The organism is Bremerella sp. TYQ1 (genome assembly GCF_020150455.1).
Lineage (GTDB): Bacteria > Planctomycetota > Planctomycetia > Pirellulales > Pirellulaceae > Bremerella > Bremerella volcania_A.
Map to the genome: position 1 here is coordinate 5,433,096 of NZ_CP083740.1, position 21,266 is coordinate 5,454,361.

Here is a 21,266-nt window from a genome sequence, read left to right on the forward strand (position 1 = left end):
TGATTGCTTTTCTTTCCTGACATAAAAAAGCAATAAAATTCGACAATTACCAACAAAGTTCTCTGGCACGACTTAGAGCAACTCCCTGCCCGCCCCCGGATGCTCTCGAGCGTTACCCTTTTCCGGTGCATTTACCGGAATACCCAAGAATCCATGTCAGGATCGCTGCCGCCGGAACAATTGCTGTGTAGTACGACCTCATGTATTGCCAGACTAGGAAAATGGACAGTCGTGGATTCGACGAAACACCAGAAATTCGCAGAGCTTTTCGTCCGCAATGAAGCGGCCGTTTATCGCTATATCGTGAGTCTGATCCCGAATCGCGCGGATGCAGATGAGTTGTTTCAACAAACCAATTTGACGCTTTGGACAATCTGGAACCGGTACGATTCGAGCTGTGAGTTTCTCCCGTGGGCGTTCGGCATCGCTCGGAATGAAATCCGTAATTTCGCGCGAAAGCGAAATCGCAAACACTGCGAGTTGACGGAAGATGTCATTGCTGAACTGACAGAACGGCGTCTTCGCGATCACGAGTTGCTGACGGAACAGCAAGACATGTTAAACACTTGCCTCGACAAGCTTTCGGCAAAACAGCGAGACCTGATTTCGTTATGTTACGGCAGCGAGGCCTCCATGAAAGCGATCGCGGACCAACGCGGCCAATCGGCCGATTCGATTTATAAGTCCTTGCAGCGAATTCGCGATCTGTTGCACAATTGTGTTCAGCGAAAGATGATGTTGGCGAGCCGCGTATGAACGACCAGCCCACTTCCCATTCCCCAGAGCTGATTACCCTGGCAGCGGCGTACTGCGAAGGGACGCTTGACGACTCGGACAAGCTTCGGCTCGAAGAACTACTCCGTGGGAATACTGATAATCAACGCGTCTTTCTGGGCTACCTTGATCTCCACGCGCGCCTCTGCTGGGAAGCACGCAGCAGCGATGTCGCACCCGATTCGCAACCGGACGTGAGCACCCGTAAGCAGCTAGGTTCACTTCGAAGTGCTCCGTGGATGTCGGTGGCCATCGCGCTAAGTCTGTTAGCAGTCGTAACCTGGGGAGTGTTTCAATTCACTCCCAACACAACGCCAATCACCCCGTCGAACGACTTGGTGATTGCAACTGTGGTGCGCGCCGTGGGCCGCTGGGGCGATGAGTTAAAAACGGTCTCTCCCGGATACAAACTACGCAGTGGTGTCTTTGAACTTCCACAGGGAATCGTGGAATTGGAATGGCCATCTGGGGTTCGTATGATCCTGGAATCCCCTGCCCGACTTGACCTGGTCGACCGTGAAAAAGTATTTCTGCACACTGGTCGCCTGGTCACTAAGGTTCCACCATCAGGCGTCGGCTTCGTGATCGAGACGGAGCGGGTTCGCCTTGTGGATCTCGGCACGGAGTTTGGTGTTTCGGTAGGACTTAGTGGTTCAACCGATGTCCAAGTGTACGAAGGTGCCGTTGACGCACAAACTCACACGTTCAACGGCAACCGGCCTCGCGGTAGTCGGCTGCATGCGGGTGATGCATTCTCGTTCGATGGAACACCAAAGAAGTTAGCGTTCGCGCCCGATCGTTTCATCCGCCGATTTCCCTCGCCGCGCCCCAAAGCCAAAACAGAACTTCCGTACAACCAAAGCACCATCGAGACCATTCATGCGGTCCATCTAGATCAAGCACCGGTGATCGATGGTAGCCTGCGAGAGTGGGAAAACGCCAGTGCGTTTTCCGCCGCTTGCATCGAGCCCTATTCAGACACGTATCATGTACATGGCACGATAGGTTACGACGAAGAGCACCTATATATCGCCATGCATGTTGCCGACCCTGCGCCAATGGTCAGCATGGCAAATCCAAAGACGGAATCAGAATTCTTCTGGACAGGTGGCAGTGTGGTCCTCCGCTTGGGTGCCAACGACGATCTAGGATGGCCGTTGAATGCCGCCAAGAAGGGCTCGTTGCCCCCAGGTCGTCAGCGGGATGCTGCCAAGGACTCCAGCCACCAGGTCGTTCACTTAGGTATGTGGTACTCCAAGGAGCAACAGGCATCGCAATTGATGCTTCAATATGGGATCGATTGTAAAGTTCACAAGCAGACCGCCGAGGGATGGCAAGGGGCGTTCCGCCGCGATCCGGATGGGCTGGGCTACACGTTCGAGTATGCGATCGACTACGAACTATTGAATGCCAAGCCACCCGAGCCAGGCGATGTTTGGCCCTCCACGCTCGCGATTCATTGGAGCGACAAATTGGGCCGAACATGCATGGGGCAGCTCATCGAAAATACGAATCCTGATCAAGTTCCCTTCAAAACATTTGATGCCCTCACCTGGGGTAAGCTTGTGTTTGAGCCCTGACGGTTCATCGATTCCAGCCATTCGCTTTTCCTTTGCCCCTTCCCCTAGAAGAATTTCTCTTTGCCCCAGCAAACTGTGCGGGCACGTAGAAGAACCGTACGCAGAAGGCACTCACCATGCATAGCAACCTACTCACCGCCACTGTGCTCGCGATTCTCTTAGGGGTTATGAGCGTCCATGCAAGGGCAGCGGAACCTAATTTCGAGAAGGACATTGCTCCGTATCTTCAAGCCAACTGCATTGGATGTCACGGTCCGAAGCTTCAGGAGGGCGAATTTCGGATCGACAATCTTTCGCCTAACGTCGGCTTCGAGAATACGCCGCAGTGGGCGGAGATCATGCAACGAATTACCACAGGCGAAATGCCCCCTGAATACGCCGATGACCTTCCATCGGTCGAGCAAAACAGTGAAATTGTCGAATGGCTGGCGGCCCGCATCGAAGAGGGCGAGACCGCACGAATGGCCCAGCGAGGACGAGTGACCTACAATCGCTTGACTCGCGACGAATATGTAAACACCGTTCGCGATCTGTTGGGCGTTCATTTTGACGCCACCGACCCGGGCGGTTTTCAAGAAGATCCGCAGTGGCATGGAATCGAAAAGGTTGGGTCGATTCTGACGCTGGCCCCATCGAACATCGAAAAGTATCTTGACGCAGCCGAAACGGTATTGGCGGAAGCCTATCCCGAACAAGAAGCCGAATTCATCGATGCCAGGCAGAGAGCCGTACCTGATCATCGTATCAACGATCGCCACCGACAGCGACTCACGGAACTGGGATTGATGGACAAGGTTCGCTTTGAAATGTGGGCCGGCGATCTCTATCGCGACGCCAACTTTCAGCCCCTTCCGTCCGCCGGCATCTACGAAATGAGTATTAAGCTCAGCGGACTCAAGCCAGACAACGGAAGAGCTCCGCGACTATACGTGTATGAAACCTCACTAGACCGAGTTCTTTTCGAGCAGGATATCATCGCCCCAGAAGAGGAGCCTGTCACCGTCACGTTCCGAACGCATTTGCCCAAGGGTCGACCGAGTGTTCATATCATTAACGAAATCCCTGGACTGTCGACCAACTTTCGATCTGGACGCCACGGCAGTCGTCCCTTCATCAGTACGGAGGACGGCCGCATTCCCTGGCAAATGAAGCTGACCGATCAGGCAGGAAAACCATTGCATCCGTTTCTGATCCTGGACTCCATTACCTGGCGTGGCCCCTTCATTACCGACCAAGAGCAACGCCGTCGCAAAGAGTATTGGCCTCAAGATGAAAGCGACTTAAAGCAGATTCGAGAAGGACTGCAAAACTTGGCGAGCCGCGCCTTTCGTCGCCCGGTGACCGACACCGAAATGGACACGTTCCTCGAAATTGTGCGGGAAGAGTTGACCGCGGGGGCCAGGCCGCGAGATGCGATTAAATCAGGTATGCTCACTATTCTCTGCTCGAAGAGCTTTCTCTACATCTCAGAAGGTGATGAGGACCAACTACGACAAACGCTCAACGATTGGGAGATCGCCTCCCGACTTTCGTATTTGTTTTGGAGCACGATGCCGGATGACGAGCTTTTCCAGCTTGCCGAAGAAGGGAAACTTCACGACAAACGCGTGCTGCGTCAACAGGTAAAACGGATGCTGGCCGATCCGAAAGCGGACCGTTTTTGCCAATCTTTTCCGAAACAATGGCTCCAACTGCGTTCGGTCGGGATGTTTCCACCCGATAAGGAGCTGTACCCCGAGTATGACTTGTCGCTAGAGCAGAGCATGGTCGAGGAGACAACGCGGTTTTTTCGTGAAGTCTTATATCAGGGACTAACCCTCCGCGAGTTCATTGAGTCGGATTGGACGATTGTCAACGCTCGCCTGGCGCAGTTTTATAATCTGCCCTTTAACATGGGACACGAATTCCAAAAGGTGGTGCTTCCCGCAGGCTCTCCGAGGGGCGGTCTCTTGACGCAAGCGTCTTTGCTTTCACTTTCTTCCGACGGCACGCGACATCGGCCAGTCCATCGCGGCAAGTACATCCTGGAGACCTTTTTTGGCAAATCGCCACCTCCACCCCCAGCCAACGTTGACCCAATTCCCACCAATCCGGTCGATTCCCCTAAGTCCACACTGCGCCAAAAACTAGAGGCGCATGTCCACGACGCGACATGCGCCTCGTGCCATCGCAAGATCGACCCACTCGGTCTGGCGTTTGAAAATTTCGATGCCATCGGTCGTTGGCGCAGTCATGAACAGGTTCAAGGAACCGGCGTAGATCCACCGGTCGATCCTTCCGGTCAATTGGCCGATGGGCGAAGGTTCGAAAGTCCGGGGCAGTTCAAGCAACTCATGATCGAGGACTTAGACAAATTCAATGCTGCTTTCATTGAGAAGCTGGCAACCTACGGAATGCGGCGGACCATGACATTTGAAGATCATGACGATCTAGACCAAATTGCCCTCGTAAGCCGTCAACACGACTATCGACTGCAAGATATTCTGGAAGCATTCGTGACATCCGACTTATTCCAGAAGCGTTAATCCTTTTTTGATACTGTTTTGCCAGGTGAGATTCGATGAGCAATATCAACACGAACCGATGGCGTATTAATCGGCGTCAGCTACTGCGAGGGGCAGGCGTATCATTGGCATTGCCACTGCTTAACGCGATGGAATCTCCTGTGCTCCACGCGGCTCCGCGTCCGGCTCCTACCCAAGCAAAGCGGAGTGTGTTTCTCTACATTCCCAACGGGGTCAACACGCTCACCTGGCAAATCGCAAAGGGAGGCACCGACTACGAATTCAGCGAGCCGATGAAATCGCTTGAGCGTCATCGGGCCGAGGTGACGCCGATCAGCGGCCTGCATCACCCAATGGTCCTGGGCAAGCATCACAACTGCGACAAGGTATGGCTCACAGGTGCCAATGTCCCGGCCGACGGCGGCGCGTTTCGTAACACGGTGTCAGCGGACCAGTTGATGGCCGAGGTCCATGGACCCTCTACTCGTTTCGCATCGTTGGAGCTCGCGATCGAAGGACATTCTCTGGCCTGGTCGCGTGACGGCATTCCCATTCCAGCTGAACGCAATACACGTACCGTGTTTAATCGCCTTTTCGGCGTCGAGTCGCGAAGCAAGAGCGAAGTTCGGCGTCAATTAAAGCGTCGAGGAAGTATCCTCGACGCAGTCTCGGAAGACGCTAATCGTGTGCTCGGAAAGCTGGGAACCGAAGATCGTTCCAAGCTCGACGAATACCTGACGGCCGTACGCCAGGTGGAAGTTCGCACGGCTCGGGCAGAATCATGGCTCGAGATACCTAAACCGAAGATTGATCCCAGCGAAGAGGCGAAGCTGACTCGAAAGCTCGACATGAGCCAGGTCACGGAATACTACCGCTTGTTCTTCGATCTGATGGTCCTCGCGCTGCGAACTGATTCCACACGAGTCATTACCTGCATGATTTGCAGTGAGTCGAACGGCGGAGCGATTCCTGATATTGGAATCTCGCAAACGCGCCACGGCCTTTCGCATCATAATGGAGACCCGGAACAGCTTCGTCGACTGACCGCGACCGATACCTTCCTGGTTGAGCAGTACAGTTACTTCCTCGATCAACTCAAAGCCCATCACGATAATGGCGTTTCTCTTCTCGATACGACGCAGGTCTTGTGGGGAAGCGGTATGGCGTACGGCCATAGTCATGGCAACGCGAATCTACCGACGATCCTTGCAGGGGGAAAAGCCCTCGGCATCAAACATGGCCAACATCTCGACTTCAACTTGCCCAAGATCGGCAAGTACGATGTCACTAATGCCGAAGGCCATTATCGAATCTGTTCTCGTCCGGTCGACAGCGACGCACGGCTGAGCAATCTGCTGCTGACAATGCTGCAGCGCATGGACGTGGAAGTGGATCAGTTCCAGGATAGCATCGAACCGATTTCTGAGATCCTCATTTAACCTGGCAGCCTGAAGTGATGTGTGACATTCCAATGGCAAACGCGAGTATGCTGAGATATCTTTTCTGCGCCATTATTATGATTTCGACCATCGCGGCTGGTCTGGGAGCGCAGGAACCACGCAAGTTTCGCACGGATGACAATCCAAATGAAACGCTGCCGTGGTTTCAGCTGGTAGACGGAGAGTTCCCGCCCGAAAATTCCGGTCACCGCATCTCAGGCGAGTTAATCTCGGTCGATCATGTCGAGCGAAAGTTCCAAATCCGTGTAGACCGCGACGACTCACAGGAAAGAGGAAGCTTTGATCTTCCCTTGGATGCTCAGATGCTACCCTACGGTGCCATTTATTTGAAAGGGGCTCCGGCGGCAATTCAAGATATTGCCTTGGGAACGCATCTCAACGGGGTTTTCTACGCAAAGCCCACTGAGGCCAACGGCAAGGACTCGTCCAAACAGGGAAGCAAGAAAGTCAAAACCGCGGATTTCAACCGCTGCTTTCGCTTGGAAGACGACTTCTCGTTCTACGCCCGTCAAAATATGCTGTGGAAAGTCGACGCCGTCAGCCTTGAAGAGAAAACCCTGACCGCAACCCTAGAGCAGAATGGTAAGCCTGTCGGAGAGCAATTCACGTTCGATCTCACCGAAGGTACTCGTGTGTTTCAGGGGATTGGGTTTACTTCACTCGAATCGATCCAAGCCGGGCAGGAAGTCCTCTTTAATCGAACCTGGGTGACCCTCTATGGACCTGGCCGTATCGAAGATCTTTGGCTGGACAAAATGAGCCGAGAGCAAGCGAGCCAACAACAGCTAGGCCGTCATCGCGTCTACACCCGTGATCGGGGGCTGGCTGGCTGGATCGATGCGGTCGACGACCACGAACGAATTGTCAGCATAACCTTCTTCGACGGAGTCGATTCCAGCCTGTTCGATGAACTAGAGGAAACCAATGACAGACGCCACGGTTGGCCTTTCTCTTACCCGGAAGATGACCCATCGGCTCCCAAAGGAGGCATTTGCGTTGCCAGAGATAGCCTGATGACCTACGACCCCGTGAACGACCGCAAAGGGGGCAATATCGTCAAATTCAGCTCAATATCGCAGCAGCCCGGCTGCAGTGGCGTCCAAATTCACGTGAAATGCGGAATGCTCTTGGAAGGATTTCGACCGGGTCGAGTCGTTCGTTTTTATCCCGCGAACTGGGAGGTCGTGGCCCTTCCACGCGAAGAGCGCTACTACGGACGTGAGTAATCCAGCAGAATTGTTTACTTTTGTTACAAACTTCGTGAGTCTTCTCTGCGAGAAGTGTTGAGAAATCGTCCTGCCTCCAATCCTCCCAAGAACGAATTTCTATGAAACTTTGCTACTATGTCGCCGTCGTCGCTCTCAGTTTTTTCATCTTCGCCTCTCCCCTCTTTTCGGAAGACGCCACCAGTGAAAAGCAAGTCCGCAAGATCACGCCAGGCAAAGTAATCATTCCGTTTGAGCGAATGCGACGCATCTGGGGGGAGCTGATCAGCATGGACTTGGAAACAAGGACTGGCACATTTCGCGCGGAGGGGGACGACAAGGTGTTCCACTTCACCGTGATGCCATACGCCGAACTGCTTCATCATGCGACGTATGGGGACCTTCAAGATTTTCGTATCGGCGAGCGAGCTATCTTCCGCATGCACGAAAACGAAAAAGGGGATTGGGTTTGGCTGACTTATATCCAAGACGAAATGAACATGCTCAACGGACACCGTGAGTATTACTTCGTCGACGAAATTGACGCGAGTAAACAAGAGATCACATTTACCCAAGCAAAGTTCGACAAAACATTCGTTCGCGAAACGAACCTAATCCTCAAGATCGATGACGAAACGAAGTTCTGGAAGCAGGGTGAACCAGCGAAATTAACCGACGTCAAGGTCGGAGATGCACTTCGAGCGAAGACCCATGGTCTGGGCAAAGGACGCAGTCGAATTGCTTGGCACATTTTCCTCGACGACGAAAGCTTGCAGAAATTTCAGTCGGAACAAATGCAAGTCCATGCACAACGCATGACCCAGGAAGGTCTACCAGGCTATGTCGATCAGGTCGAAGAAAACCAACTTCACATCACACTATTTCAAGAGGGACAAGCGTTGGCCAAGAATCTGAAAAAACAAATGACGGTCCGCGTCGCCGCGGCTGGGGTCGATCGAAAACCAAGCTCGGAACCCGTGATCGCCAAGGTTATTGGCGTTTCGAACAAAGGAAAACTCACCCACGTCCAACTATCTACCGACGACCCCCTCACAAACATCCAGGTAACGGGCCTGGCACGTCTTTGGTTGGAACCGTAACAATGCACCCTGCTTGCAGAGCATATTCCACTCTCTAACGTCTATCCCAGCTAAGCCTTTCAGGGAGTATGTCGGATGGTGACTGACCTGCTTCCCTTTTCTGTACCAGCTAAAGTGAGAAGATCCCGGGGCCAGGTTGCCCAGGGCGCTATGTGGTCGGTGTTGGTTGTAGGCGTATCGCCAGGGTTCTATCTTCTCCATGGCGTCCTCTAGTCAAAGAACCAATTTTCGTTCAGGCACTCTGCTCACGTTACCCTCAGAGTTCTGACGGATCATCTATTCATCTCCTTACGTCATTTTTGAAAACCGCGGTATCTGCACGCCATCGTTCATTGCCATGCGAGTCTGATCTGTCTGAAACCGTATCTGATTTTGGTCCTTCTCGGTCTTAGTGGTCGAAATGCCTGTATTCGTAAGTCTCTTCCGTATAGGGGCTTGTGACGACGATTTTCAGAAAGATTTTCCCTCCCGCCGCCCCCACTAAACCCACCTTGTCAATTTCGGTGAGGTGGGTTTTTCTTTGGACTTCCGCAGAAGGACTTAGAGTAGGATCTGTCTTGGAAGTGCTCTGATGTCAGATTTGATCGACAGGCTTTGGGGGCTAAGAGACGTTTTTGAAGATAGGTCGCTCTTGTCGAGTAATTAGATTTGCGCGAAGGATCTTTTTTGGGCGTGTGCTGCCTGAAAAAATGCTTCGTTTGGTCATCTGGCTGCATGAAACACACGAAGGTAGAGTTCCTCCAATTCCTGGTGGGAGACTTCGTTACCAGAGACCACCTCGACCATGCTTCCCTCGGCCATGACACCGATTCGATCTGCCAGGTCTCGTGCTCTGAATAGGTCGTGGGTTGCCATTAAGATCGCCATTCCTTGGCTTCGAAGCTGCAGAAGAATTTCTGAGAATTGATTCGCCGCGGCAGGGTCCAAGCCTGAGGTAGGCTCATCCAGGAGCAGGGCTTTGGCTTGTTTGGCGATCGCAATTGCAATCCCTACTTTCTGACGCATTCCTTTGGAGTAACTACGGACTGGTTTTCGAATTGCATCCATCGGTAAAGTCACTTGAGCAAGTAAAAGCTCCAGTTCATCTCGGCTGAATTCGCGTCCAGTCAACTCAGTGAAGAACTTTAGATTCTCGAGTCCAGTTAGATAGGGGTAAAGATTAACTATTTCCGGAATGTAGGCCAAATGGCTACGCGCTAGACTCGGTTGTTTCGCAACATCAATTCCGTCGACCAGGGCGCTGCCTGAGGTGGCCGATACGAAATCCATGAACAGCTTGATCGTAGTTGACTTGCCGGCGCCGTTGCCTCCCAGAAGGCAAAACAGTTCGCCCGGATCGACTGTTAAGTTTAAACAGTCCAAGGCGACATGATCGCCATAGTGTTTACTCAATTCGATTGCTTGTAGCATGGCCGCTCCGAATATTGTTCTAGAAAAAGGATGCGAGTCACCGATCGCTTAAACTTTACGTAGGCGGATCCAACCGAACAGAAAGAGTCCGACCGTCCACGCGACAATCGCCAAGTTGCATTGCAGAAGTAGAGAGAGTCGAAGAGGCATATCATCTGTCCGCTCGGCAAATGCAGGAATCGCTGCAAAAGATTTCTCGGTCAGTTCGCCACGCTGCATCATCAGCGGTTGAAAATAGCTTTTAAATTGCTCGTCATAGTGCAATGCATGTTCAGCAAACGTCGCGTACTGATAGAGCCCTGTGCCGGCCAGTTCGTCCATCACCGTCTTGGCGGCTAACGCAGGATCAAGAAGGCTTAGACGCTCAACGACCAGTCTCCGTTGTTGAATTTGTGAAAGCCGAGTTGCCAACAGAGGCTGCATTTGTCGGTCGACTTCTTCTCGAATCGCATCCCAACGCGTCTGTCCGTAAGGATCCTCTTTCTTGGAAGGGCGTGTCACCTCGGGATGCGTGTCATAGTATGCATCGAGGAGACGTCTTAAATCGTTTTCGGCTTGCTCCCGCAGGAGGCGTTCTTGAGTAATCAAGTAGGTGTTTTCTATGACCGGAAATTGTTTCTCTGCCAGGCGGGCGAGCGTGGTCGGGAACAAGATAGTCAGGAGGGCCCACAGCAAAGTAAGCAGCATCACCGACGCGACCGAAGAGATCTTCAGCGCGTTTATCGCCCAAGCTAATCCCAGCCAAAATGCGGTGTAGGCGACAACAAAAACACACCATAACCCCAATGAAACAGCGGCGGGCGAAGAGAAAAGGAACGCAGTGAACACATGGATGCCGATGAGCAGTCCTCCCAGGCCCAATCCACAAACTAAGAATCGGAAAAGAAAATAGATGCGGATCTCTTTCACGCTGAGCTGTAAAAGGGACGACGTTCCCAACTCTTGTTCGCTAGAGACAATATCGTAAGTTAGCACGATCAGCGTCAGTGGAAGAATGATTAAAATGAATGCCGCTGCATCCCATGGCCCGGTAAGTCGACGGAACGGACTGGCGATGTCTTCACGCTCTAGGTTTTGACGTCGCGAGTGTGCCGTGATGCGGTATCGACTGGGCCAAATATCGCTGTAACCAACCGACAAGATCGCTAGCGGACGAGGAAGATAGGACGCGCTGTCGATTCCCCCGGAATAGGCCAGGGATGTCGGCAGCTTGGCAATCATTCGCTGTGTTCTGATCTTCCGTTGGGCCTTGGAATCGTCATTATTAGGTTCGTCGGTTGTAAATGCAGAGCGATATACTTCGTTGCGTTCCGCTTCCATTTCACGTAAGTCAGATATCTCTTGGCGAACCTTCAGTGCCTGAACAGCACCTAGGCCGTGAGAAACTGCAGCGAGGATAGCGAACGTCATCAATAGCCAGCGGTTGCGTTTTCGTGCCCAAAAGTGCCGGATCGCCCATTGAAACAGAGTGAACCAGTGAGTTTGGGATGATGTTTTTTCGACCGCGCTATGTGACATGACTAGGAGTCCACCAGAGAAAGCACATCGCCATGATCAGCCAGCAAGTTAGGATCACAAGTCGCCAACCTTGGCTGCGTAAAGTGAACGCCAGACTGGGTAACTCATACCCGAATCTTCCGACTCGTTTCCACAGGCCTCCTCCTTGGTCGGCGCTGCTTCTTTGTGAGGATTTGATTGCGTAGGCCGCATTCACCACGGCGACCAGATGCTGGCGATACTTTTCGGCCTGGTCGGAAAGGTGTTCATGGCTAACCAGATCGGTCATCGTCAACGCCATCGACATACCTCGCATACTATGAAACGGTGAGATCGCCCCAATGCAATCTACAACGCATGCCTGCCGTTGAAGATTGACTCGCAAACGTGCTTCATTCTCGGCATGAAGCTTGTCCGTGAATTTCTCAGCTTCCTGCATGAAAACGCCATCGAAGTTCACCGGCAGGTCTTTTTTATTGGTAACTCCATATTTCGTGAAAAGCTGTTGTTCGACCTCTTCGTGAAGCGCCATGAATATGCTTTTGCTTTGGCCATCTTTTTCTATGTACTGCCGATCATCTGCCCACTTCTTAAATGTCTCTTGGGAGGGTAGCGGGTAGGTCGCGGAAGCAACTTGAGTGGCAATCGTGGGCAGCAGAAAGACCATTGTTAGCCACAGTCCAAGAAGTGCGACGAGGGCCGTTCCCGACGAATGAACCCGTGCAGAAGTTGCCGTACAGATGGCACTCCAAATCACCACATAAATCAATGTGGCAAGGCACATCAGCACCGACCGAGCGAAGATATTGCTACCCAACGTTTCCGAATTCGGCAAGCTGAAACTGGCATAAAGGTGATACGCAATGCTTAAAAAAAAGGGAGAGATGGTCAACATGATCAAACTGGTCGCGGCCACGACTTTGCCGAGTAGTAAAGCTCTCCAAGGGACTCCCTGGACTAAAATCATAGAAAGTGTGCCCGATGCCCTCTCTTGCGATATGGAGGCGAAGCCGACAGCAATTGCCAGAAGCGGGATCGTGGCATAGACGATTGTGGCTGGGCTACGGAACGTTTGTCGTATCGGGTTGCACCAATCGGAATCCGCCGCATTCGTTAGATGGTGTCGAACATGTGCCTCGATCCGAAGCGTAGAACCAAGATGGGGTGTCATTCCCGGATCGACACCTGCCAGTGGTGACACCGGCGAGTACAGATACGTGCCATGATGGGCGGCCCCATGTGGGTCACGATCTCCTTGGTTCAGCCAATTTTCATGGGCCGCTGCTTGAGCAACTTCTGTTGAGACTTTGATCTCACGATATGCACGTGCTGCGAAAATGAATTCGGCGGCAAGAATGCAGAACAACGCCAGGCAACTGACGAGTATCCACCGCTCAGCCTTGTAGGTGTGAAACTCATGCTTGATCAGGGTCAGGAGTCGTCTTGGTTCTTCTCCGAAACGATTCATGGTGTCACCTCACATGCCTGCTCATCGTCGGCTGCTTTCTTCGGGGCACGCGTATTCCCCAGAAAGCCAGCTGTGAGCAAAACAACAGAACCGACTCCACCCCACATGCCGATCAACCCGTTTCCTGCAAATAGACGCTCGACATAGGCACCGGGATCAATTAATGCCACCAGAACCGGAAAGCTTGCACCCCATAGGCAACCCCCCAGAACCGATAAAGGAATACTCTGCCCTGCCCGGTGCGACCGCTGCATTGAATGAGCGACGATAAGCCCTAGCCCCGACCAGACCAATGCATGAATCAACACAGCCGTTATCAGATTCTGGGTCCCGACTTGATGCATCCGAAATGCCATACAGGCCATCATCAGGCAGACCCCACCAATAGTCACCGCAAGGAAAAGAGATCGAATTGGCTTGGAAGGCCACTTGTGAGTCGAGTCTCGCGAGATCGCATTAAGTCCCCAAGAGGCGAAGAGTATCAGTAGAGACAATCCAACTCCAGTTAATAGAGCATTCGCATAGGCTTGCCATTTCATCAGGGATGCTATGTACAACGATTCGTCACGTGGAGGGTTTTCTCCGGCAGCAATGGATGCCAAGTCTCCAAACGAAAATGCGTTTGCAGACATGACAGCAAGGCCTGCGCCTAGTAGTCCTGCGATAAGTATGAAGGCGACAGCACATGCCGGCGACAGTGGACTGCGAATCACAATATCGTCCGTTGATTTAGCTTCCTCTGAATCAGTTACTTGTGGCACGATCGATTCCGTCTCAAAGTCTAAGGGGCTCTTTCGCGAAATGGTCTGTTCCGCACTGTGTTCCATTCAATTGCGGATTTCGACAAAGACTCAGGCACAAGCAAGCGTTACAAAATAGCGTAGGAGCGTTTCCGCCGTTTTCTTTTCGCTCGCGTGGCTTATTTTGAGGCTTTCTCGCGATTCTTTTGGTCGTACCGCTCGACGGCCTCTGGGCCGTACTGTAGCTGGAGCCGCAGTCGACGCGCTTCTTTGTCACGACCAGACATCCCGGGTGGATCAACCATCTGTTCTTCCAAGGTTGCTTCCCACTTTTCATCTTGCTTATCTAGGACTTCTTCGGACGGTCCACATCCCGAAAGCAAAATGAGAGTCAGTAAACTTGATGCAAGAGTTCTCATAGAAGTATTTCTTGGTGTAACGAGAGAAGCATCAGTGTGCCTACTCGCTAGACGATAGACCCCTGACAATTTCTAGCCACCGTGGACTCAATAAAGATCACCACACGAGGTCGGGCGGGTTTTCATTTGGCATCGCAAGTGATCATCTCTTTGGAAATGGCCACTTTCAATGCACGGAACTTGTAGTTCGGCCTAATACTCGCCTAAGACCATTCCGTCATTCCGCGAGCCAAGTGCCCACCAGGTGATCGTGTCGAGCGTTTCGGCGACAAATCGTACCGAACCATCTCCCAGTAGAACGTTGACACCTCCTGGGTGAGCGCTACTCGCGGATGCTCCACTGTCGCCGTCCCACTCGTGGACTTTGTCCGCCCAACCCCCGCCACCGCCGATATCGAAATAGCACGCTCGCGTATTTGGCGTCATCAGGTGATTGTAGGACATCACTGAACCGTAGTGCGCGTCCAGCCAGCGAGCCCCGATGCTCGTTGAGAGAGAATCGCGTTTCTCGATAGGAAGGCTCATGCACACATCTCTGAGTGCGGGCAAAGTTTCGGGGCCGGTATCTGATGGCCCTTCATAGATAACTCGAGTATCGGGTACGCTTGCGTCCAAGTAGAGCGCTCCGTCATTCTTCAAAAATTCGCTGTACGCAGCCGTATTACTCAGGCCATCAGTTACGTCGCGTGGCTTGAGTTTAATGGTAGGGTCGCCCTTTGCTGCGGCACTATTGGATGAGTTGAAGTTGTAGTCAATTCCCAGCATTCCGTTCGGCTTGGGCCATTCATTTGCTGACATGGCACGCTCACCGTTCACTCCCGTGGCATTTCGCGGCCAGCCAAAATTTCCCACGTAGTTCACATCTCCATAGGTACCAAACCACCCGTGCGTACTTTGCACTGGATCCGAAGGGCACAGAAACGTCGGAACGGTCGTTTTGGCGATTTCCATATGGGCAGCGGAAAAGTCTCCCCACCATGCCTCTTCGGCAGGCAAATGTTGGGCAAGTGCCGGGTCCAGACTGTGCAAGATCCGATACAGAGATGTGTTGTATTTCCCCGAAGGCGAGTTGCCTGGAAACGAATCGTAAATGTCCAGATGATTATGCATGGCCAACCCGATTTGCTTCAGGTTGTTGGTGCATTGCATCCGCCGTGCTGCTTCCCGGGCCTGCTGGACGGCGGGAAGTAGGAGCGACATCAAAATACCGATGATTGCGATGACAACTAACAGTTCCACCAAAGTAAAACCGACTTGAAGGTTCGCTCGTTTACGATCGTGTCGAAAGCTAAATCTCATGGCAAACATAGAACTCTTGCAGTTACGCACGTTATGTGGGCAGGCTTTAAGGGGAGAGAAAGCGACGAATGATCGTCGTTCCCCAGAATAGGGTGTCGGTGTACCTGCTGTCAACGGGTAACTGCAAGTAAGTTGCAGTGTGTTTGTTTTAAGGATTTTGCCTTCGGGGAGCTCGCGTGAATTCGACTAAGATGGTGATATCAGATCTATCCTAATATTTGGCCTGTGTCACTTGCTTGGTAAAGCGGCTTACTAATCGACCTGTCGAACATTCACTCATTGAGAACTGATCGTATAGGCCCTACATCGATAGGTTAAGAGACGCAAACTGGGCGGCCATTAGGTGCACGATTCTGGAACCGTCCAAAGAACCGGTTGTGGCATTTACGAAAACCGCGGAGTCAGTCCTCTACTGGCGTGCCTGATTCGTCGGCATTCAAGTCTAATGCTCAAGTTTCAAGAAGGATTATTCACGCAAGTATCGTATTTGCATTGCCCTACCGATGATTAGCGGTGGGGCTCGTTTTTAGTCGCCCGAAAGACATCGCGCATGACTCGTTTTCTTTTTAGTGAAGCTACTAGAACGATCTTTGAAAGCGTCTCGTGATGACATTCCTGTTAGAATTCTTAAGCAAAGAAGTAACTTGTTTTGCCGTTGTGTTTGTCCTTGCTTGAGCTACATCGATTCTTGCATTGTGAAACGGCATGGCCTAAAACGCCTATTGGGGAATGTTGACGCTTTCTGTGCAATGAAGGACAGGGAGATTCTCATCACGCCTTTTTCCTCCATTTACCGATTCCATCGCGGCGAGATCCATTTCAAGCTGACCAAGTTTGTTTCAGCCGATTGGCTTCGCTTTTAAGTCAGAAAATATGCAGACGATACTCGTGACAGGTTCTTCTGGATTAATTGGATCAGAAGTGTGTCGGTACTTTGGTGGAATCGGGTATTCGGTCCATGGCGTAGACAACAATCAACGGGCCGTTTTCTTTGGGCCTGAAGGAGATACCCGATGGAATCAGGAACAGCTGACGCGAACGATTGATAGCTTTCAACATCACGAACTGGATATTCGAGATCGGGATGAGGTGCTTCAGCTGATCCAGCAGGTCAAGCCTGATTTGATCGTTCACACGGCAGCTCAGCCTTCGCATGATCGAGCCGCGGCGATTGCTTTCGACGATTTTGATACGAACGCAGTTGGTACGCTCAACTTGTTGGAGTCGGTCCGGCGGGTTTGTCCTGATTCGCCATTTGTGTTTATGTCTACCAACAAAGTCTATGGTGACCGGCCCAATACCATTCCTCTTCAGGAATCAGCTGAACGCTTTGACTACGCGGACGAGAAATTCCAGCTAGGGGTGCCTGAATCGCTGCCGATTGACCAATGTACCCATTCACTGTTCGGGGCGTCGAAAGCTGCCGCAGATCTTATGGTTCAAGAGTATGGTCGCTACTTCGGTATGCCGACGTGTTGTCTTCGAGCAGGCTGTGTTACTGGGCCTGCCCATTCCGGCGTTCAATTGCACGGCTTTCTGAGTTATCTCGTCAAATGCAATTTGACTCAGAAACACTACACGGTTTTTGGCTATCATGGTAAGCAAGTCCGCGACAACATTCATCCTCTCGACATTGCAAAGTTTGTTGAAGCGTTTGCGGCCAAGCCACGATCTGGCGAGGTGTACAATCTGGGTGGAGGGAAAGAAAACTCTTGCTCGATCTTAGAGGCATTCGTGCAGACGGAAGAATTGACTGGAATTCAGCAAGTTTACAGCTATTCTGAACAGAACCGCATTGGCGATCACATTTGCTATTACAGTGACTTGTCCAAGATCAAAAGCCACTATCCCGATTGGGAGGTGAGCATTTCACTGAAAATGTCGCTAGTACAAATTGTGGATAGTTGGCGCAAACGTTTGGCGACAGCATAGGACTTCCTGCGGAACATTGATTGCTCCCGAGGTCAAGGAGTGACAGCGCCTAGGTGTTGAGGATTCAATGAGACTTCTGATTACTGGCGTTTGTGGTTTTGTTGGTAGCACGATAGCTAAGGCCTGGTTGGAAGCTTCAGACTTCGAAATCGTTGGCCTGGATAATCTCAGCCGACTGGGGAGCGAGCTTAATCGCAATGATTTGCGCAAGCGTGGCGTTCAGCTCGTTCATGGAGATATCAGGTGTGCCAGTGACTTGCAGGATCTTCCTAAAGTCGACTTCGTGATTGATGCGTCGGCTAACCCCACCGTGTTGGCCGGGGTCGACGGACGCAGCAATAGCCGTCAACTGGTTGAACACAATCTCCTGGGTACGATCAACCTGCTTGAGTATTGCCGCCGAGTTCAAGCAGGTTTCATTCTCTTGAGCACGAGCCGCGTTTATTCCATTGAACCTTTAACGAAGCTAAATCTCGTCGTTGAAGATGGAGCTTGCCGACCTGACTTCGGTGCGAGCATTCCGTTTGGACTTTCCGCGGAAGGGGTAAGTGAGAAATTCTCAACGACTCCACCTCTTTCCCTTTATGGGACCACGAAGCTTGCATCGGAAACGTTGGCGTTGGAATACGGAAGTACTTTCGAGTTTCCAGTGTGGATCAATCGCTGTGACGTGATGGCAGGGCCTGGGCAGTTTGGACGCGCCGAGCAAGGAATCTTTAGTTTTTGGATCCACTCTTGGCAAGCACGTAAACCCCTACGTTACTTGGGCTATGAAGGAGCTGGAATTCAAGTCCGTTCGGCTCTCTCGCCGCTGGACGTATCGCCCGTCTTAGAAAAACAGATGGAATTTTCAGGCATGCCTGATCAGCGCATATTCAACTTGTCCGGAGGTATAGAAAATTCGATTTCGTTATACAATTTGAGCCGCTGGTGCGAGCAAAAGTTGGGACCTCACCAAGTTCAGGCGGACGGAACGCCGCGCAAGTTTGACATTCCTTGGATGGTGCTAGATTCGACCCTGGCCAAACGCGTTTGGAATTTTCGACCGAACATTTCCCTCGATAAGCTGTTGAATCAAATAGCAGACTTCGCTCAGTCTCATCCTGACTGGCTGGACATGGTTGCCGATTGATTGATGCATCGCTTCGTAAATTCCAAGCCCTCGTAAATTCCACTATGAATACACTCAGTAAACTCTCAGTGATCATTCCCGCTCGTGACGAGGAGGGGTGTATTTCGTCTACTGTAGAGCATCTGCACTTGGAATTGCGACTTCAAAATGTTCCTCATGAAATCGTGGTCGTTGATGATGGAAGCACTGACCGCACATGGGAGATTTTGCAGAAAGTTGCTCTTGAGATTCCGGAAGTTAAGCCGGTGAGTAATCCTGGGCCACACGGATTCGGCCGGGCAATCCAATATGGTTTGCAGCACTACACCGGCGATGCAGTGGTAATCATGATGGCGGACGAGTCAGATGACTGCCGCGATGTTGTGGTGTACTGGAAGAAACTTAATGAGGGGTATGAGTGCGTTTTTGGAAGCCGCTTCATCAAGGGTGGAGGGGTCATTGATTACCCGACCATCAAGTGGATGTTAAACCGGATGGCCAACTTGTTTATCAAAGTGGTCTTTCGCATCAAGTTGAACGATACGACGAATGCTTTTAAAGCGTATCGCCGTGAAGTGATCGATGGCTGTCGCCCCCTCTTGGCACCTCACTTTAATCTGACCGTTGAGTTGCCACTCAAGGCGATCGTCCGTGGGTACACGTGGACAATTATTCCGATCACCTGGCGAAATCGGCGAACGGGATTTGCTAAGCTCAAAATCCGTGAAATGGGGAGCCGTTATTTTTTTATCACGATGTACGTCTGGCTGGAGAAATACTTCAGTCGCGGAGACTACCGGCGACAAATCGAATCGAGCTCTCACTCGAATGTTCGTGCTCCAGGCGATCGCGACGATTCCTCGTCGAACGATACGACCGAACATTCCTCTGACGACCCCTCCGACAGGGACCTGCCGATCGGTGAAGGAAGCCGTCATTGATCTGCAACAATACGAACGCTAAGCCGCTTTTTCACCGAAATTGAATCCAAAGAAACAACAGAGTAATGAAGTCAAAAAAGAAGGGATCAAAGTCGCAGGAGATCAACGCTTCAGAATCGACGGTGGATAGTGCTTCATCTCCAATTATCTCGCAAGCCGACGATTGGATTCAGGTATTTGCCTATGCCGCTCTGGCTTGGCTTGTGGTTTGGGGGGCTTGGCAGCGTGTCGAAAGTTGCGATCGGTGGCCGTCCACCTATCACGTGATGCGGCAGTACACATCGGCATTACGCGCCCGAGACATCTATTTGGCGATGGCCCCTTCCTCTCAACAATCGACCAAGGAGCGAATCTACCATCGCGAGGTGTCCAAAGAGCAAGTCTACGAGCCACCTGTTAACGAGTCGATTACCGCTTTGGCCTATCTCGCGATGGGTGAAGAATCGCCCCATGTTTCGACCTATTTCTCAACAATTGTGTGGCTAGTTGGTGGCGTGGCGTTGTTTCTGATTGTCCTTCGCTTAACGTCAAATCCGATCACTCAGATGGTTGTGGTTGGTTTCTACATGAATTGCCCGATGGGCTTAATCGTATCGCGGACGTTTCAACCTGAGCCTCTAATGATTGCCACGTTTTTGTGGGCACTTTGGCTTCTTATTCAATCTGGTTATCCCAGCGCCTGGCGGCAAACGGTTTGGTTGGGATCGGTTTGCGGTTTGCTTTTGCTCGCGAAACCTGGGTTTATGCTTTTTCCACTATGTGCCGCGTTTACAGGGTTAGGATTGACGGAAGTGGGCCTCAAACGCCTCTTGTCTGATCCCCGCTGGTATGTGTTCGGTATTCTTTGCGCGGTGCCTAGCTTTTTCTGGATCCAAGTCATTTGCCCCGGGCAGCAGGGCGTATCTTTTGTGCCGGGAATGCTTGGGGATATGATCTTATGGGGACAATGGATTCAATACTTAGAGGATTACTATGGATGGGCAATTCTTCTGTTTGTTGCCTTAGGTATCGTGTTGGCTAGTAGTGACCGATGGCGATGGCTTTATGTCGGTTTGCTTGCGGGATACATGACGTTCGTCATCGCAACCAACTACCGAAGCATGAGTCACAGTTACTATTGTGCTGTGCTAATTCCTCTGGTGAGCATTTGCCTCTGTCCATTGATAGATGGGTTATTCCAACTAACGGAGCGGAAAACTAGCACTGCGGTTGGAATCATGTTGCTTGCAGGCTGGTTAACGTTGGTTGGCTTTTCGGCGGGTCCTGAAATTCATACCTTTTACGCGCCGCTTACTGAGCGAGAGTATGCTCAGATTGGTCAGTCGGTTGGTGTCGGAGGCAACGTTGTGGCAATTACGGAAGATTACGCCAGGGGACTTAAATATCACAGCTATCTAGATGCACACCATTGGCCCCATGGTGGCGATCTAAAGCTGCAGGAAGCTGCTGGCGAAAAAGTGGAATCTGATACAACACGGCTAGAGAACTTCAGAAGGGATGGAGCAACTCATTTCGTTGTCATCATGACCGAACGTGTTCGCGGCGAACAACAAATCCTTCAATACCTTTCTGAGAACTTCGAGATGTCGACCGGCGGTGATGGTAAGTACGTCATTTTTGACTTAAACAAAACCAAAGCCAAGCAAGAGTAAATCAATCGCCGGTTGAATGACTGAAGGTATTCAGGAAGTCTTTGCTAAATAGTCATGAATGTACCGGCTAACGTAGTAGACCATTTCTCCTGGATCTGAGAGTGAAACCCATCGGCTTCTAGGGGCTATTTAAATCTTTAGAAGACGAAGCTATCGTTTGCCATCATCGCGATG

Annotated in this window: 16 protein-coding genes and 1 pseudogene; 10 read left to right on the top strand and 7 right to left on the bottom strand. The window is 51.6% G+C overall.

Features of this window, described 5'->3' with window-relative positions; all coding sequences use genetic code 11:
• Positions 1-231 precede the first annotated feature (231 nt).
• From LA756_RS22065 to LA756_RS22090, 6 genes are all read left to right on the top strand, one after another.
• Positions 232-756: a sigma-70 family RNA polymerase sigma factor gene (locus LA756_RS22065; RefSeq protein ID WP_224436887.1), complete on the top strand. Its 525-nt coding sequence runs from the start codon at positions 232-234 to the stop codon at positions 754-756.
• Positions 753-2,354, top strand: coding sequence for a FecR domain-containing protein (locus LA756_RS22070; protein WP_224436888.1), 1,602 nt, complete (start codon positions 753-755; stop codon positions 2,352-2,354). The genes LA756_RS22065 and LA756_RS22070 overlap by 4 nt, the downstream gene beginning before the upstream one ends.
• Positions 2,355-2,470: 116 nt before the next feature.
• Positions 2,471-4,879 carry a DUF1592 domain-containing protein gene (locus tag LA756_RS22075; protein ID WP_224436889.1) on the top strand — a complete coding sequence of 803 codons (2,409 nt, stop codon included), beginning with the start codon at positions 2,471-2,473 and terminating at the stop codon, positions 4,877-4,879.
• A gap of 35 nt (positions 4,880-4,914) precedes the next feature.
• Positions 4,915-6,297, top strand: a complete 1,383-nt coding sequence (locus LA756_RS22080; protein WP_224436890.1) for a DUF1552 domain-containing protein — start codon at positions 4,915-4,917, stop codon at positions 6,295-6,297.
• A gap of 77 nt (positions 6,298-6,374) precedes the next feature.
• Complete coding sequence (locus LA756_RS22085) at positions 6,375-7,544, top strand: hypothetical protein (protein WP_224436891.1); 1,170 nt, start codon at positions 6,375-6,377, stop codon at positions 7,542-7,544.
• 101 nt (positions 7,545-7,645) lie between these two features.
• Positions 7,646-8,623 (top strand): hypothetical protein, encoded by a 978-nt coding sequence (locus tag LA756_RS22090; RefSeq protein ID WP_224436892.1) that lies wholly within the window; start codon positions 7,646-7,648, stop codon positions 8,621-8,623.
• A 126-nt stretch (positions 8,624-8,749) separates the two neighbouring features.
• Here the strand turns inward: LA756_RS22090 and LA756_RS22095 are convergent.
• The 7 genes and pseudogenes from LA756_RS22095 to LA756_RS22125 all read right to left on the bottom strand — a co-directional run.
• Positions 8,750-8,865: pseudogene (locus LA756_RS22095) on the bottom strand (integrase core domain-containing protein); the annotation flags it as partial.
• Between the two features lie 460 nt (positions 8,866-9,325).
• Positions 9,326-10,033: an ABC transporter ATP-binding protein gene (locus tag LA756_RS22100; protein ID WP_224436893.1), complete on the bottom strand. Its 708-nt coding sequence runs from the start codon at positions 10,031-10,033 to the stop codon at positions 9,326-9,328.
• Positions 10,034-10,081: 48 nt separating this feature from the next.
• The gene (locus tag LA756_RS22105; RefSeq protein WP_224436894.1) at positions 10,082-11,551 is read right to left on the bottom strand and encodes a DUF3526 domain-containing protein; all 1,470 of its coding nucleotides are present in this window, start codon (positions 11,549-11,551) and stop codon (positions 10,082-10,084) included.
• Entirely contained in the window at positions 11,541-12,998 is a 1,458-nt protein-coding gene (locus LA756_RS22110) for an ABC transporter permease subunit (RefSeq protein WP_224436895.1), read from the bottom strand. The genes LA756_RS22105 and LA756_RS22110 overlap by 11 nt, the downstream gene beginning before the upstream one ends.
• A complete protein-coding gene (locus tag LA756_RS22115) occupies positions 12,995-13,759 on the bottom strand; it encodes a hypothetical protein (RefSeq protein ID WP_224436896.1) in 765 nt (254 codons plus the stop codon). The genes LA756_RS22110 and LA756_RS22115 overlap by 4 nt, the downstream gene beginning before the upstream one ends.
• 158 nt (positions 13,760-13,917) lie before the next feature.
• Positions 13,918-14,157, bottom strand: a complete 240-nt coding sequence (locus LA756_RS22120; RefSeq protein ID WP_224436897.1) for a hypothetical protein — start codon at positions 14,155-14,157, stop codon at positions 13,918-13,920.
• A gap of 192 nt (positions 14,158-14,349) precedes the next feature.
• Positions 14,350-15,456, bottom strand: a complete 1,107-nt coding sequence (locus LA756_RS22125) for a DUF1559 domain-containing protein (protein ID WP_224436898.1) — start codon at positions 15,454-15,456, stop codon at positions 14,350-14,352.
• An 873-nt stretch (positions 15,457-16,329) separates the two neighbouring features.
• Between LA756_RS22125 and LA756_RS22130 the strand changes: the two genes are divergently transcribed.
• The 4 genes from LA756_RS22130 to LA756_RS22145 all read left to right on the top strand — a co-directional run bounded on the left by LA756_RS22130 (position 16,330) and on the right by LA756_RS22145 (position 21,092).
• Positions 16,330-17,388: an NAD-dependent epimerase/dehydratase family protein gene (locus LA756_RS22130; RefSeq protein ID WP_224436899.1), complete on the top strand. Its 1,059-nt coding sequence runs from the start codon at positions 16,330-16,332 to the stop codon at positions 17,386-17,388.
• Positions 17,389-17,455: 67 nt separating this feature from the next.
• The gene (locus tag LA756_RS22135) at positions 17,456-18,520 is read left to right on the top strand and encodes an NAD-dependent epimerase/dehydratase family protein (protein WP_224436900.1); all 1,065 of its coding nucleotides are present in this window, start codon (positions 17,456-17,458) and stop codon (positions 18,518-18,520) included.
• On the top strand, positions 18,517-19,440 hold the full coding sequence (locus tag LA756_RS22140; RefSeq protein WP_224436901.1) for a glycosyltransferase family 2 protein: 924 nt from the start codon (positions 18,517-18,519) through the stop codon (positions 19,438-19,440). The genes LA756_RS22135 and LA756_RS22140 overlap by 4 nt, the downstream gene beginning before the upstream one ends.
• A gap of 65 nt (positions 19,441-19,505) precedes the next feature.
• Positions 19,506-21,092, top strand: coding sequence for a glycosyltransferase family 39 protein (locus LA756_RS22145; RefSeq protein ID WP_224436902.1), 1,587 nt, complete (start codon positions 19,506-19,508; stop codon positions 21,090-21,092).
• The last annotated feature ends 174 nt before the right edge of the window (positions 21,093-21,266 follow it).

Excerpts from the sequence above, each read along its gene's own strand:
- LA756_RS22145 (WP_224436902.1), top strand. The coding sequence starts at position 19,506 with ATGAAGTCAAAAAAGAAGGGATCAAAGTCGCAGGAGATCAACGCTTCA.
- LA756_RS22100 (WP_224436893.1), bottom strand. The coding sequence starts at position 10,033 with ATGCTACAAGCAATCGAATTGAGTAAACACTATGGCGATCATGTCGCC.
- LA756_RS22080 (WP_224436890.1), top strand. The coding sequence starts at position 4,915 with ATGAGCAATATCAACACGAACCGATGGCGTATTAATCGGCGTCAGCTA.
- LA756_RS22125 (WP_224436898.1), bottom strand. The coding sequence starts at position 15,456 with ATGAGATTTAGCTTTCGACACGATCGTAAACGAGCGAACCTTCAAGTC.
- LA756_RS22130 (WP_224436899.1), top strand. The coding sequence starts at position 16,330 with ATGCAGACGATACTCGTGACAGGTTCTTCTGGATTAATTGGATCAGAA.
- LA756_RS22085 (WP_224436891.1), top strand. The coding sequence starts at position 6,375 with ATGATTTCGACCATCGCGGCTGGTCTGGGAGCGCAGGAACCACGCAAG.
- LA756_RS22135 (WP_224436900.1), top strand. The coding sequence starts at position 17,456 with ATGAGACTTCTGATTACTGGCGTTTGTGGTTTTGTTGGTAGCACGATA.
- LA756_RS22090 (WP_224436892.1), top strand. The coding sequence starts at position 7,646 with ATGAAACTTTGCTACTATGTCGCCGTCGTCGCTCTCAGTTTTTTCATC.
- LA756_RS22075 (WP_224436889.1), top strand. The coding sequence starts at position 2,471 with ATGCATAGCAACCTACTCACCGCCACTGTGCTCGCGATTCTCTTAGGG.
- LA756_RS22120 (WP_224436897.1), bottom strand. The coding sequence starts at position 14,157 with ATGAGAACTCTTGCATCAAGTTTACTGACTCTCATTTTGCTTTCGGGA.
- LA756_RS22105 (WP_224436894.1), bottom strand. The coding sequence starts at position 11,551 with ATGTCACATAGCGCGGTCGAAAAAACATCATCCCAAACTCACTGGTTC.
- LA756_RS22110 (WP_224436895.1), bottom strand. The coding sequence starts at position 12,998 with ATGAATCGTTTCGGAGAAGAACCAAGACGACTCCTGACCCTGATCAAG.
- LA756_RS22070 (WP_224436888.1), top strand. The coding sequence starts at position 753 with ATGAACGACCAGCCCACTTCCCATTCCCCAGAGCTGATTACCCTGGCA.